The following is a 14,370-nucleotide window of genomic DNA, read 5'->3' as shown; positions in this document are numbered from 1 at the left end:
AAGCGCTTCGACCCGACAGGATCCGTTGTTTCGGCGCCGCTTCGCATAACATTGTTGCGACCGGGTGTTTTCTTTCGGGCGCGGGTGGTTCCGGATAACATTCTTGTCATGCCGAATTTGCAAACCCGCCCCAGCATGAGCGGCAAGCTTTTGAAATTGCATGCATAATTTGAATTGACCCAAGGTCATCCCGGTTGCTTTGGACGGCGGAATCCGGTCAATTCTTCTTACCGGAGGATCGGCCTCTCCCCTCCCGGTGCCGCTTGTGCCGATCCGGGTCGATCCTCCGCTCTCCGACCGATCAGGCCGCCAATCGCGCCATACGCGCGCGCCCCGCGGGAAAGGACCGCCGATGAATGCCTTCACCGAAACCCCGCTGTCTGCTGCCGCCGTCGATCCGTGGCATGGGTTCTCGGCCGGGGGCTGGCGCGAGACGATCGACCTGCGCGGCTTCATTCAGGAAAACTACACCCCCTTCACCGGCGATGCGGGCTTTCTGACCGGCCCGACGGCGCGGACGCGCAAGCTTTGGGCCGATGTCGCGACGCTGCTGAAACTGGAACGCGAAAGGGGGGTGCTCGATGTCTCGGCCGACCGCCCCTCGACGATCACCGCGCATGCGGCGGGCTATATCGACCGCGACAGCGAACTGATCGTCGGGCTGCAGACCGATGCGCCGCTCAAGCGCGCGATCATGCCGAACGGCGGGCTGCGCATGGTCGAGGCCGGGCTGAAGGCTTACGGCTTCACCCCCGATGCGACCGTGGCCGAGATCTGGACGAAATACCGCAAAAGCCACAATCAGGGCATTTTCGACACCTATTCCCCCGACATTCTGGCGGCGCGGAAATCGGGCGTGATCACCGGCCTGCCCGATGCCTATGGCCGCGGCCGGATCATCGGCGATTACCGGCGCGTGGCGCTTTATGGCATCGACCGGTTGAAGGCGGCGAAACGGACCGAATTCCAGGCGCTGGATGACGCGATTTTTGACGAAGACACCCTGCGCCTGCGCGAGGAGCTTTCCGAACAGTTCCGCGCGCTGGAAGAGCTGCGCGAGATGGCGGGCAAATACGGCATCGACCTGTCCGCCCCGGCCTTCACCGCGCGCGAGGCGGTGCAGGCGACCTATCTTGGCTATCTGGCGGCGGTGAAGGAACAAAACGGCGCGGCGATGTCGCTGGGCCGGGTGTCGTCCTTCCTTGACGTCTATTTCGAACGCGATCTGGCGGCGGGCCGTCTGACCGAGGAAACGGCGCAGGAGCTGATCGACGATTTGGTGATCAAGCTGCGGATCATCCGCTTCCTGCGCACCCCCGACTATGACGAGCTCTTCTCGGGCGATCCGACCTGGGTCACCGAGGCCATCGGCGGCATGGGCGAAGACGGCCGGACGCTGGTCACGAAGACCTCGTTCCGGGTGCTGCAGACGCTTTACAACCTTGGCCCCGCGCCCGAGCCGAACCTGACCGTGCTCTGGTCGGTCAGCCTGCCGCGCGGCTTCAAGACCTTCTGCGCCAAGGTGTCCAAGGATACCTCGGCGATCCAATACGAGAACGACGATCTGATGCGGCCGAAATGGGGCGACGATTACGGCATCGCCTGCTGTGTGTCGGCGATGCGGATCGGCAAGCAGATGCAGTTCTTTGGCGCCCGCGCCAATCTGGCCAAGGCGCTGCTTTATGCGATCAACGGCGGCGTCGATGAAAAGTCGGGGGCGCTGGTGGCCAGGGGGCTGACGCCGATCACCGCCGATGTGCTCGACTATGCCGAGGTCGCGGCGAAATTCGATCTGGCGATGGACTGGCTGGCGCGGACCTATGTCAAGGCGCTGAACGCGATCCACTACATGCATGACAAATACGCCTATGAGCGGATCGAGATGGCGCTGCATGACCGCGACATCCTGCGCACGATGGCGACGGGGATTGCGGGGCTCTCGATCGTCGCCGACAGCCTGTCGGCGATCAAGCATGCCAAGGTGCGGGTCATTCGCAACGAGGCGGGCCTTGCCGTCGATTACGCGATCGAGGGCGAGTATCCGGCCTTCGGCAACAACGATGACCGGGTGGACGAAATCGCCGTCGCCGTGACCGAGGCCTTCATGGCCAAGATCGCCGCACAGCCGCATTTCTATCGCAACGCCATGCCGACGCAGTCGATCCTGACGATCACCTCGAATGTCGTTTACGGCAAGAAGACCGGCAACACCCCCGATGGCCGCCGCGCGGGCGAACCCTTTGCGCCCGGCGCCAACCCGATGAACGGGCGCGACAAGAAGGGCTTCGTGGCGGCGGGCGCCTCGGTCGCGAAACTGCCCTATGATGCCGCGCTCGATGGCGTGTCCTGGACCGCCTCGGCCACCCCCGGCTCGATGGGGCACACGGAGGCCGAGCAGGTGACGAACCTGGCCAATTGTCTGGACGGGTTCTGCGGGGCAGGGGGCTTTCACGTCAACGTCAACATGCTGACGCGCGAGATGCTGGAAGACGCGATGCACCACCCCGAGGCCTATCCGCAGCTGACCGTGCGCGTCTCGGGCTATGCGGTGAATTTCGTCAAGCTGACGCGGGCGCAGCAGCTTGACGTGATCAGCCGCACCTTTCACGCCAGCCTGTGATCCGCGATGACGCTCCTGACGCCGCATCCCGGGTTTGACGCTCTCTGCGATCCGCACGAGGCCGCCTGTCACGGCTTCCTGCATTCGCTCGACACCGGGGCGGCGGTCGACGGGCCGGGAATGCGCGTGGTGTTCTTCCTCTCGGGCTGCCAGTTCCGCTGCCTTTATTGCCACAACCCCGACACCTGGAAGCTGCACGCGGGCCGCCCGGTCGTGGTCGAGGATCTGCTGGCCGAGGTCGCGCCGCTCGCCAGCTTCCTCAAATTCGCGGGTGGGGTGACCTTTTCGGGCGGCGAGCCGATGATGCAGGCGGCCTTTGTCAACGCCACGGCGCGGGCGCTGAAGGACCGCTTCGGGCTGCACATCGCGCTTGATACGCAGGGCCATCTGCACGACCGCGTCGATGATGACTGGTTCGAGCCGATTGACCTCGTGATGCTCGACATCAAGCATATCGACCCGGCGCGGCATCTGGCGCTGACGGCGCAGCCGCTGCAACCGACGCTGGACTGCGCCGCGCGGCTGGTGCGGCTGGGCAAGACGCTGCGGATCCGCTACGTTCTGGTGCCCGGCTGGACCGACGCGCCCGAGGACATCGCCCGGATGGCCGATCACGTCGCGGGGCTTGGTCCCTCGGTCGAGCTGGTCGAGGTGCTGCCCTTTCATCAGCTTGGCGCCTCGAAATGGGCGCAGCTTGACCACCCCTATGCCCTGGCCGAAACGCTCCCGCCAACGCCCGAAGCCACCGAGGCGGCGCGGGCGGTGTTTCGTGCCCGGGGTCTTGTGGCGCGCTGATTGTCAGGCGTTCCTCTCGCGCATCAGGCGGCCGCGCCTGCGGATCCCGGTCAGGACGGCGCCAAAGGTGGTCAGGCCGCGCGCCGCATCACGCCCGCTCCGGATCCAGAAGCCGGTGCAGCTCGTCGCGCAATTCCTTCAGCTCGAAGGGTTTCGCGATGAAGCCGTCGGCGCCGAGCGCCAGCGCCTTGCGCCGTTCCAGCGCCGAGCCGCGCGCTGTCATCATCACGATCCGCACCGCGGCGAGCGCGCCGTCGGCCCGGACCTGCTGGCAGATCTCGTAGCCCGAGACCTCGGGCAGCATCACGTCAAGGAGCACCAGATCGGGGCGCTCGGCGCGGATGCGCGCGACCGCGCCCAGACCCGTGGCCTGCCGCGCATGATCCAGCCCCGCGCGGCCCAGAAGATAATCGAGCGCGATGGCGATGTTGTCCTCGTCCTCGACGATCAGCACGCGGCGCTTGCCACCGCTTTCCCCGGTCATCCCGGCGCCCCCCTCTCAGCCAACATCCCCTCAGCCGGGCACGGCCCTGCCGTGACCGATCGCCGATTGCATCGTGCGCACCACCACGAAAGCGTCACGCAGATGCGCGCGTTCAAAATCGCTCAGGTCCGAGGGCGCGAGGAAATTCTCCGCCGCGCGCCCGGATTTGATCAGCCGCGCCTGATTTTCGAGCCGCGTCATCGCGATCAGGTCATAGGCCTCGATCAGGTCGCGCGCCTCGCCGGGGGCGATCATCCCGGCCTCCTCGGCCGCTTTCAGCCGGGCGCGGGTATTGGCAAGACCCAGCCGCCCGCGCAGCGCCTGCACCCGCGCCAGATCGATCACCGGCACCACCCCGTTCATCTTCAGATCGATGTGGTTGCGATGCTCGCCCGAGCGGATCGTGGCAAAGCCGCGCAACAGGCCCAAGGGCGGCGTGTGCTTGAGCGCGTTCGAGAGCAGATGCGCGATGAAGATCGGGCTTTGCGACGCCAGCCGCAGGGTTTCCTCCTGCAGCGCGGTGAAAAGATCCGCGCCATTGCCGCCGATCGGGCGCAGATCGAACATCACCGAGGCGAGCATCTGCGCCTCGGGGTTCGGCACGTCGATCCAGCCGTGGAAATAGCGCCGCCAGACCTGCAAGGGCTGGCACCAGCGCTCGGCCGTCGCCATCATCTCGCCCGGGCAATGGACATAGCCGCAGGCATCGAGCCCGTCGCAGACGATCTTTGCCAGGGCGCGGAAATACTCCATGTCCTCGGCCGTCGCGAGGTCATCGAGGATCAGGCAATTGTCCTGATCCGAGACCCCGGTCTGTTCCTGCCGCCCCTGCGAGCCGCAGGCCAGCCACAGATAGGGCACCGGCGGCGGGCCAAGCGCGCGTTCGGCCATCACCAGCAGACGCCGCGTCACCGCATCGGCAATGTCGGTGATCAGCCGCGTCACCACGTCATGGGCGTGATGCGCGCCCACCAGCTGCACCAGAAGCTGCGGGATCCGCGCGGTGACGGCGGCCATTTCGGCCAGCGTCTCGGCTGACACGACATCGCGAATGAGCACCGCCGCCGAGACCGCCTGAAACCGCGTCAGATCGGTCTGGGTGATCATGCCGACGAAGCGGCCCTGTTCGGTGATCGGCAGATGGCCGATGCGCTTTTCCAGCATGATATGCAGGATGTCGGACCCCAGCGCGGTGGGCGGCAGGCTGATCGGATCGGGCGTCATCACCGCCGCCACCGCCGTATCAGGCGGCAGACCATCCGCCAGCACCTTGTTCGACAGATCGCGCTGGGTGACGATGCCCAGAAGCCGCTCGCCCGGATCGACGACGCCGAGCGAGGAGACATGCGCGTCGCGCATCCGCCGCGCGGCGGCAAGAACCGTCGTCTCGGGCGCGCAGGCAAGCGGCTTTCGCGCGATCAGATCGGCGACCTTTTGCGTCGCGATCTCGGTCGAGACCTTCTCGCCGCGCTTGCGGTTGAAAAAGCGTTCAAAGGCCGGATAGGTCTCGATCAGCCGCTTGAAGCTGGGCGTGGGCAGGACAAGACAGACCGTCTGCGCCGTCGCCCGCGCCTGCGTCGCGGCCAGACCGTCGCGCAGAAGGCCGCGCTCGCCAAAGGAATTGCGCGGGCCGAGCAGCGAGACCAGCCCGCCATTGCCGTCGGTGATTTCCACCGCGCCCTGCTTGATCAGGTAAAGCCCGCCCAAAGGCGTCTGATGCACGTAGATCAGCGCCTGGGCGCGAAATTCCATGCGGCGAAAGGAACGGGCCACCGCGGCCAGCTCGTCACGCGGCAGGGTATCATAGGGATGGACAGTTTCCAGAAAGGCAAGGATGGCCTGACAATCGGGTTCCATGATCTCTCCTGCGGTCGGGGGTGGCGGGCGCGGCCGAAGCCCCGCCCGCCGCCAGATCAATGCGCCGAGGCTTCGGCGGCGCCGATGCCGGTTTCCGAGCGGATCTCCTGCGCCAGATAGCCCGCGCGGTCCTGATCGCCGCGGCGGCTCTTGTCGGTGATCGAGAAGAGCCAGATCCCCGCAAAGCCCAGAACCATCGAGAAGAGCGCGGGCGAGGTATAGGGGAAGGGCGCCGAGCCCTTCTCGAAGCCGAGCGTGGCCTCCCAGACCGAGGGCGAGATGATCGTCAGCGCCACCGAGCTGATCAGCCCCAAAGCGCCGCCGACCACCGCGCCGCGCGTCGTCATGCCCTTCCACAGCAGCGACATGAAGAGCACCGGGAAGTTCGCCGAAGCCGCGATGGCGAAGGCCAGCGACACCATGAAGGCGATGTTCTGCTTTTCAAACGCCAGACCCAGAACCACCGCGACGATGCCAAGGCAGATCGTGGTGATGCGCGAGACCCGCAGCTCGGAGGCGCTGTCGGCCTTGCCGTTCTTGAACACGGTCGAATAAAGGTCGTGCGACACCGCCGAGGCGCCCGAGAGCGTCAGACCGGCGACCACGGCCAGGATCGTGGCAAAGGCCACCGCCGAGATGAAGCCGAGGAAGATGTTGCCGCCCACCGCCTGCGCCAGATGGATCGCCGCCATGTTGTTGCCGCCCACCAGCGTCAGCACGCCCTTGGCATCATAGCTGACCAGACCCGGGTTGGTCAGGACATAGACGATGGCGCCAAAGCCGATGATGAAGGTCAGCATGTAGAAATAGCCGATCCAGACCGTCGCCCACATCACCGACTTGCGCGCTTCCTTGGCCGAAGGCACGGTGAAGAAGCGCATCAGGATATGCGGCAGACCGGCGGTGCCGAACATCAGCGCCATGCCGAAGGAAATCGCCGAGATCGGGTCCTTGACGAAAGTGCCCGGCCCCATGATCGCGATGCCCGTCGCCGCCGCCTCCTCGGGGGTCTTGCCCGAAGCCAGCGCCAGATCGGTCTTCACCTTGACCGAGTCCGCAAACAGGCTTTCCAGGCTGAAGCCGTATTGCATCATCACCATCAGCGCCATGAAGCTGGCCCCGCCCAGCAGCAGACAGGCCTTGATGATCTGAACCCAGGTCGTCGCGGTCATGCCGCCAAACAGCACATAGACCATCATCAGGATGCCGACGACGATCACGGCGTAAAGATATTCCAGCCCGAACAGCAGCTTGATCAGCTGGCCTGCGCCCACCATCTGGGCGATCAGGTAAAAGGCCACGACGACCAGCGTCGAGATCGCGGCAAAGACCCGCACCGGCGTCTGCGCGAAGCGGAAGGCCGCCACATCGGCAAAGGTGAACTTGCCAAGGTTGCGCAGCCGCTCGGCCATCAGGAAGGTCAGGATCGGCCAGCCGACCAGAAAGCCGATCGAATAGATCAGCCCGTCATAGCCCTGCAGCATCACCGCCGCCGAAATCCCGAGGAACGAGGCCGCCGACATGTAGTCGCCCGCAATCGCCAGACCGTTCTGAAAGCCGGTGATGCCGCCGCCCGCGGTGTAGAAATCGGCCGCCGATTTCGTTCGCCCGGCCGCCCATTTCGTGATGAAGAGCGTCGCCACCACGAAAAAGCCGAACATCGCGATCGCGGTCCAGTTCGTCGGCTGCTTTTCCACCGCGCCCTCGATCGCGCCCGCCGCAAGGGCAAGGCCGGGCGTCAGGCTCAGCGCAAGGACCGCCGCAAGGCGGGGGAAGAAGGTGATCGGGCTCATTTCAGCACCTCGCGCTTCACCTGGGCGGTCAGCTCGTCATAGTCGCTGTTGGCGCGCAAGACGTAGATCGCCGTCACCACGACGGTGAACAGGATCACCCCGAAGCCGATCGGAATCCCCCAGGTCATCACGCCCTCGCCGATCGGCACGGCCAGCAGGTCCTTGCGAAAGGCGATGACGGTGATGAAGCCGTAATAGACCAGCAGCATCGCGATGGTGAGCAACCAGCCGAACCGCAACCGCTTTCTTTTCAGCGTGTTGTAGGCCGGGCTTCTGGCGATGCGTTCCAGAATCGTGTCTTGCATGTGTTTTCCTCCTCGTTGAAGTCGTCCCGCTCCGGCTTGCGCGGAGCGGTTTGGCCGTGTTGCCGCGGCCGTCGGCCTTGATCCGGCCGGCGCGGCGGGGGTTTCACACCCCCGCACCCCCGTGGGATATTTGCGCCAAGGTGAAAGGGCGGCGTTTTGCTTTGGGCAAAGATCCCGGGGGGCGGCGCCCCCCGCTTCCGGTCACGCCCTGTTCATCCGGTTGTCGATGAGGTCCTGCACGACGGCGGGATCGGCGAGCGTCGAGATGTCGCCCAAGGCGCCGTAATCATTCTCGGCGATCTTGCGCAGGATGCGGCGCATGATCTTGCCAGAGCGCGTCTTCGGCAGGCCCGGCGCCCATTGGATCAGATCGGGGGACGCGATCGGGCCGATCTCGGTCCGGACCCATTTCACCAGATCCTTGCGCAGATCCTCGGACGGTTCGATGCCGTTCATCAAGGTCACATAGGCGTAGATCCCCTGGCCCTTGATGTCATGCGGATAGCCCACCACCGCGGCCTCGGCCACCTGCGGATGTGCCACCAGCGCGGTTTCGACCTCGGCCGTGCCCATCCGGTGGCCCGAGACGTTGATCACGTCATCGACCCGCCCGGTGATCCAGTAATAGCCGTCCTTGTCGCGCCGGCAGCCGTCGCCGGTGAAATAGTACCCGCGGTACTGGCCGAAATAGGTCTCCTGGAAGCGGTCGTGATCGCCCCAGACCGTGCGCATCTGACCGGGCCAGCTGTCGGAAATGCAGAGCACGCCTTCGCATTCGACCTCGCCGATCCGCACTGCGGTTTGCGGGTCGAGCACCACCGGCTTGACGCCAAAGAACGGGTTCGTCGCCGAGCCGGGTTTCGTCGGTGTCGCCCCCGGCAGGGGCGTGATCATGTGCCCGCCGGTCTCGGTCTGCCAGAAGGTGTCGACGATCGGACATTTCCCTTTTCCAACATATCGGTCGTACCAGACCCAGGCCTCGGGGTTGATCGGCTCGCCCACCGAGCCCAGGACGCGCAGGGTGGAAAGGTCATATTTCTCAACCCATTCCGGGCCCTGCCCCATCAGCGCGCGGATCGCCGTCGGCGCGGTGTAGAACTGATTGACCTTGTGCTTTTCGCACACCGCCCAGAACCGGCCCGCATCGGGCCAGGTCGGCACGCCCTCGAACATCAGGGTCGTCGCGCCATTCGCCAAGGGCCCATAGATGATGTAGCTGTGCCCGGTCACCCAGCCCACATCGGCGGTGCACCAGAAGACATCGCCGTCCTTGTAGTCGAAGGTGTATTGATGCGTCATCGCGGCATAGACGAGGTAGCCGCCGGTCGTATGCACCACGCCCTTCGGCTTGCCGGTCGAGCCCGAGGTGTAGAGGATGAAGAGCGGGTCTTCCGCATTCATCGGCCGCGGCGGGCATTCCGGGCTGACGTGTTCCATCAGGTACAAAAGGTCGACATCGCGGCCATGCACCCAGCTGATCTGATCGCCGGTGTGTTTCACCACGAGGCAGCGCACCTTGTCGGAGCAGTGCAGCAGCGCGGCATCGGTGTTGGCTTTCAGCGGCGTGCGCCGCCCGCCACGCGGCGCGGTGTCGGCGGTGATCACCAGCTTGGCGCCGCAATCATTGATCCGGTTCGCCAGCGCGTCGGGCGAAAATCCCGCGAAAACAATGGAATGGATGGCGCCGATCCGGGCGCAGGCGAGCATCGCATAGGCGGCTTCCGGGATCATCGGCAGATAGATCACGACGCGATCGCCGCGCATGATGCCCTGCGACAGCAGCACGTTCGCCATCCGGTTCACCTTTTCGGACAGCTCCTTGTAGGTGATGTGGCGGGCCGGTTCGGTCGGATCATCGGGCTCGAAGATGATCGCGGTCTGCAGCGCGCGGTCGCGCAGATGGCGGTCGATGCAGTTGACGGAGGCGTTCAGAACCCCGTCCTCGAACCATTTGATCGAGACCTTGCCGAAGGTGAAATCGGTGTTCTTGACCTTGGTATAGGGGGTGATCCAGTCGAGCCGCTTGCCCTCGCGGCCCCAGAACGCATCCGGGTTCTCGAGCGATTCCCGATACATCTCGAGGTATTTCGCGCCATCCGCATGCGCCCCCTCAAACCCCGCCGGAACCTCCCGAAGCGCCGGTGCGGCGATCACCTGATCTTGCAGTGCCATTCCATCCTCCCCATTCCATCCTCGCGGTGACGCGGCTTGCGCCGCCGGGGCGCAGCCCTGACGTCACTCCTCAAGGATATTGTAAACAGAATGTGATGAAACCTGTAAACCCTTAAAATAACGACGGAAAACGGTAAATATATTATCATATGTTTGGTCAATTCTGTAAATTCATTGGCCGCGCGGGCAAAGATCGCGGCATTTCAACCACTTCCCCCAAGGCGGTGGCGCAAGCTTCCGGCGGGGGGACGCGTCGGTTCAGGGTTGCCCGAAGCGCAAAACCGGGGGAAGCTGGGGCAGATGGTCAAAGCTGTGTGGTGCCGATGTTTGAAGGTCATGGTTGGTTGCTGCCGATTCTGGACGATCTGATCGCGCATTGCGAAATCCAGTCGCTGCGATCGACCGCCGCCGGGCTGCAGGCGGCGCGGGTGGCGCTGGTGGCGCAATGCGGGCCGCGCAGCCAGGCGCTGGCGGAAGATCAGCAGGAACGCTGGCTGGGCGAGGTGATCGATGAGCTGGCCCGCTATTGCCACCATCAGGGTCTGGACGAGGTCGAGACCCGGCTTTTGCGCGCGCAGGAAGCCTGGCATGCCGAGGCCCATCCGCCGCCGCGCGGCAATGTGCTGACCTTTCCGGCAGGCTTCGGACGCGCCCGCGACGAGCCTGCCTGAACCGGGCTCAGGCGGGCAGCCGCTTGCGGTCGCGCTGCCAGAGCCTTGCGAAATCGGGCGCCGAGAGCGGCACCGAGAACAGATAGCCCTGCAGCACGTCGCAGCCCAGATCGCGCAGGATCTCGGCCTGGGCCTCGGTTTCGACGCCCTCGGCCACGGTGGCGGTGCCCAGCGTCTCGGCGATCTCGATGATCGCGCGGACCAGATTGCGCGCCTGCGGATCGCGGCCCAGCGGCGCGACGATGCGGCGGTCGATCTTCAGCGCCGAAGGACCGATCTGCATCAACCCGATGATCGAGGCATGGCCCGAGCCGAAATCGTCGATCTCGATGTCGATGCCCGCTTCGCGGATCGCGTCGAGATGGAAGCGGAAAAGATCGCTTTCATCCTCGACCAGGATCGATTCGAGCAGCTCGAAAGTCACCCGCGTCTCGCCACGCGCGATCGTCTGCGCCGCCTGCACCACATCGGGGTCGTGCATCCGCCCCGAGGAGACGTTGAAGCTGATTTTCGGCACGATCAGCCCGCGCTCGCGCCAGAACGCCAGCGACTCGCGCGCGCGTTCCATCACCACGCGGTCGATCTCGGGCACCAGACGCAGCTGTTCGGCCACATGCATGAAGGCGTGCGGCGTCAGCAGGCCGCGCTCGGGATGGCGCCAGCGCAGCAGCGTCTCGACCCCGGTCAGGCGGTGATCGCGGGCCGAGACCTGCGCCTGAAAGAACGGCTCGAATTCGTTGCGGTCGAGCCCTTCCTGGATCTCGGCCGCCAGTTCGCGGTCGCGGCGCAGGTTCTGATGCAGCTCGGGGGTGAAGAATTCCATCCGGTTGCGGCCGGTTTCCTTGGCGCGATAAAGCGCGGCATCGGCGAAGAACTGGATCTCGGGGCCGGTGCTGGCCAGGTTCTCCGCCTCGGCGATCCCGAACGAGGCGCCGAAGCGGCATTGCCGTCCGGCGAACATCAGCGGCTCGACGAGCTTGGCCTGAATCTGCCGGATCAGCGTTCCGGCATCCTCGCGGCCGAGCCCGCGCGCCAGGATCACCGAGAATTCGTCGCCGCCGATCCGGGCCGCGAAATCGCCCTGGCGCAGGCAGGCGCGCAGCACGTCGGCGACGCGGCACAGCACCAGATCGCCCGCGTCATGGCCCAGCGTGTCGTTCACATGCTTGAACCGGTCGAGGTCAATGCGGATCAGCGTGCAGCGACAGGCGCCCCCGGCCTTCGCCTGCTCGATCCGGTTCGCCAGCACCTGATCGTAATAGCGCCGGTTCGGCAATCCGGTCAGCCCGTCGTGCAGCGCCTGCCATTCGTTCTCGCGTCGCCGATCCTCGGCCAGCCGGTGCGCCTCCAGCAATTCGGCCTCGCGCCGGACATCGGCCGTGACATCATGCAGCGCGCCGCTCCAGACCACCGACCCGTCGGGCAGCGGCTTTGCCGTGGCGGAATTCGACAGCCAGACCGTGCCGCGCCGCGGATGCTGGACGCAGAACCGATGGTTCCACAGGTCGAGCTGGTTGTGCCAGGCATCGTCGCAGGTCAGGAAAGAGAGCAGATTTTCCAGATCGGCGTGGCCGCCGCTGCCGAGGCCTTCGCCCATCCGGATCACCCCGCCCGCGTCCAGCCCGAGCAGGTCGCGGAACTGCGGGCTGGCATAGGGAAAGATCGAGCGGCCGTCGCGAAACCTTTGCACCTCGTAAAGACCGACCGGGGCGACCGCGGCGATCGAGGCCAGACGGTCGTGGGCCTTCAGCGCGGCCTCGGCGGCCAGCGCGGCGCGGGCCTCGGTTTCGACATTCTCGGTGACGTCGAGGATCTGACCGAACCAGCACACCGAGGCATCGTCGCGGCGGAAGGGCGCGGCGGCGACGCTGACCCAGCGCAGGCCGCGCAGGGGATGGCGGACCGAGAGCCGCATCTCGATCGCCGCGCCGCTGCGCAGCGCCGTCATCGCGCGTCGCAGCAGCCGCGTCATCTGCGGATGCGGCACATGGCGGAAGACAGCGCGGGCGTCGCACAGGATCTCGGCGCCGGAGACCCCGGCCAGATCGGGCAGACGGGCGCTGAAATAGGGCAGCATCATCTGCCCCGAGGCCGCCATCCGGCATTCGAAAAGCGCGCCCGGCGCATTGTCGGCAAGGGTGTCGAGCCGCTCGCGCGCGAAGCGGGCGGCATCGGCGGCATCGGCCAGCCGGGTTTCGGTTTCCTTGGCCTGATCGACGCAGATCAACGCCCCGGCGACCAGCGGCGGCAGGCCCAGATCGCTGCGCTCGACCCGGCGGGCGACGGCGCGATACCAGTGATAGCGGCCGTCCTTGTGCTGGCGCCGGTGGACATGGTCGTAAAGCGTCGTGCGGCCGACCTTCAGATCCTCCATCGCGGCGATTGCCGCCGGCAGATCCTCGGGGTGGATCAGGCTGCGCCAGCCCGCATCGGTCGCGGGAAATTCGCCCGGCTCGAAGCCGAACAGCCGATAGGTCTCGTCGGGGGTCCAGGCCTCGCCCTGCAGCGGGCTGGCGCAGAAATGCCCGATCCCGGCGCAAAGCCCCGAGGTGCGCAACATTTCCTCGCGTTGCTGGGCGCGGCGGCGGGCATGCAAGGCCTCGGCGAGAGTGCGGGCCACCAACGCCTCGTCGGCCTTGCGGGCGCTGATGTCGGTCAGGCTGCCGCACAGGGTCACCGGCTGGCAGGGCGTCGTCTGCGGCATCCGGTAGCCGCGCGCGGTGAACCAGGCCCAGGCGCCATCGGCGCGGCGCAGGCGCATGTCCTGGCTGAACCGGTCGTTGCGCCCGCGGGTCAGCGCGACGAAGGCGCGCCGCATCCTGATGCGGTCCTCGGGATGGATCAGCGCGGCCAGCCCGGCCAGATCCAGCGCCGGTCGGGCCGGATGGCCAAGCATCAGCGCCAGATGCGGGCTCAGCTCGCCGCTGCCATGTCCGCTGCCATGTCCGGGATGATAGACCCAGGGCGCCAGATCGCTGTTTTCGGTCGAGATGCGCAGGATTTCGGCGCTTTCCCGGGCCTTGCGGCGGGCTTCCTCGGTGGCGCGCAGCGCGGCAAGGCCGGTGCAGAGGATCCGCCCGTCCCCCCCGGCCGGGGCCCGTTCGGCCATGTCGAGCACCAGCACGATCCAGAGCGGCCCCGGATCGTTCCTCGGCCCGCCCCCCGGCCCGTTCCCGGGCCCGCCCGCCGCGCCGCTTCCGGTCTCGGCCGTGGCGGGCCAGACCAGCGCCTCGACGACATGCGGGGGCTCTTCGGCGCGGTCTAGCGCCAGCCGGAACCGCGTCGCGGCGCGGACCTCGCCGCCCCGCAGCGCCGCCAGAATCCGGTGGCCCAGCGCGCAGGGGATCACCTCGGCGAGACGCAGGCCCGACAACCCGGTCCCCGCGACGACGGGCCGTGCAGAACCGAAGACCCGGTCGGCCTCGGCGTTGGCGGCCAGGATCCGCCCCGGAGACGAGACGACGAAAGCGGCGCCGGGACAGGCGGCGAGCAGGGCGATGAGCGGCGTGGAGGTCAGGGACATCGGGAACGGACCCTTCGAGTGGATGCGACTCACAAAACCCGGAACCGGTTAAGGCGGCGTTTCCAGCCGCGCAAAAGGATAGGACCGGGACGATTTCGCGCGGCGCGTTCGGGGCGATCGCCCCTTACACGCAGGCGTTGCGCGGGATGT

At 66.3% G+C, this 14,370-nt stretch carries 9 protein-coding genes; 3 read left to right on the top strand and 6 right to left on the bottom strand.

Going from position 1 to position 14,370, the window contains the following annotated elements; genetic code table 11:
- The first annotated feature begins 352 nt into the window (after window positions 1–352).
- Entirely contained in the window at window positions 353–2,620 is a 2,268-nt protein-coding gene (pflB, locus tag LY44_RS00625) for a formate C-acetyltransferase (RefSeq protein WP_055212471.1), read from the top strand.
- Window positions 2,621–2,626: 6 nt separating this feature from the next.
- Window positions 2,627–3,415 (top strand): pyruvate formate-lyase-activating protein, encoded by a 789-nt coding sequence (gene pflA / locus LY44_RS00620; RefSeq protein ID WP_055212473.1) that lies wholly within the window; start codon window positions 2,627–2,629, stop codon window positions 3,413–3,415.
- A gap of 88 nt (window positions 3,416–3,503) precedes the next feature.
- Here pflA and LY44_RS00615 read toward each other — a convergent pair whose 3' ends face one another.
- From LY44_RS00615 to acs, 5 genes are all read right to left on the bottom strand, one after another.
- Complete coding sequence (locus LY44_RS00615; RefSeq protein WP_055212475.1) at window positions 3,504–3,899, bottom strand: response regulator transcription factor; 396 nt, start codon at window positions 3,897–3,899, stop codon at window positions 3,504–3,506.
- 30 nt (window positions 3,900–3,929) lie between these two features.
- The gene (locus LY44_RS00610) at window positions 3,930–5,756 is read right to left on the bottom strand and encodes a DUF294 nucleotidyltransferase-like domain-containing protein (protein WP_055212477.1); all 1,827 of its coding nucleotides are present in this window, start codon (window positions 5,754–5,756) and stop codon (window positions 3,930–3,932) included.
- A gap of 56 nt (window positions 5,757–5,812) precedes the next feature.
- Window positions 5,813–7,549, bottom strand: coding sequence for a cation acetate symporter (locus LY44_RS00605; RefSeq protein ID WP_055212479.1), 1,737 nt, complete (start codon window positions 7,547–7,549; stop codon window positions 5,813–5,815).
- Window positions 7,546–7,854 (bottom strand): DUF485 domain-containing protein, encoded by a 309-nt coding sequence (locus LY44_RS00600; protein ID WP_055212481.1) that lies wholly within the window; start codon window positions 7,852–7,854, stop codon window positions 7,546–7,548. The genes LY44_RS00605 and LY44_RS00600 overlap by 4 nt, the downstream gene beginning before the upstream one ends.
- Window positions 7,855–8,055: 201 nt before the next feature.
- Entirely contained in the window at window positions 8,056–10,026 is a 1,971-nt protein-coding gene (acs, locus tag LY44_RS00595) for an acetate--CoA ligase (RefSeq protein ID WP_211310139.1), read from the bottom strand.
- A 323-nt stretch (window positions 10,027–10,349) separates the two neighbouring features.
- On the opposite strand from acs, the gene LY44_RS00590 reads away from it, so the two are divergent.
- Window positions 10,350–10,697 (top strand): hypothetical protein, encoded by a 348-nt coding sequence (locus tag LY44_RS00590; protein ID WP_055209836.1) that lies wholly within the window; start codon window positions 10,350–10,352, stop codon window positions 10,695–10,697.
- 7 nt (window positions 10,698–10,704) lie between these two features.
- On the opposite strand, the gene LY44_RS00585 is transcribed toward LY44_RS00590, so the two are convergent.
- On the bottom strand, window positions 10,705–14,220 hold the full coding sequence (locus LY44_RS00585) for an EAL domain-containing protein (protein ID WP_055209835.1): 3,516 nt from the start codon (window positions 14,218–14,220) through the stop codon (window positions 10,705–10,707).
- Window positions 14,221–14,370 lie beyond the last annotated feature (150 nt).

It is taken from the genome of Rhodobacter capsulatus (assembly GCF_003254295.1).
GTDB lineage: Bacteria > Pseudomonadota > Alphaproteobacteria > Rhodobacterales > Rhodobacteraceae > Rhodobacter > Rhodobacter capsulatus.
The sequence above is the reverse complement of the archived record's forward strand: the minus strand, read 5'-3'. Positions and strand labels throughout refer to the sequence as shown.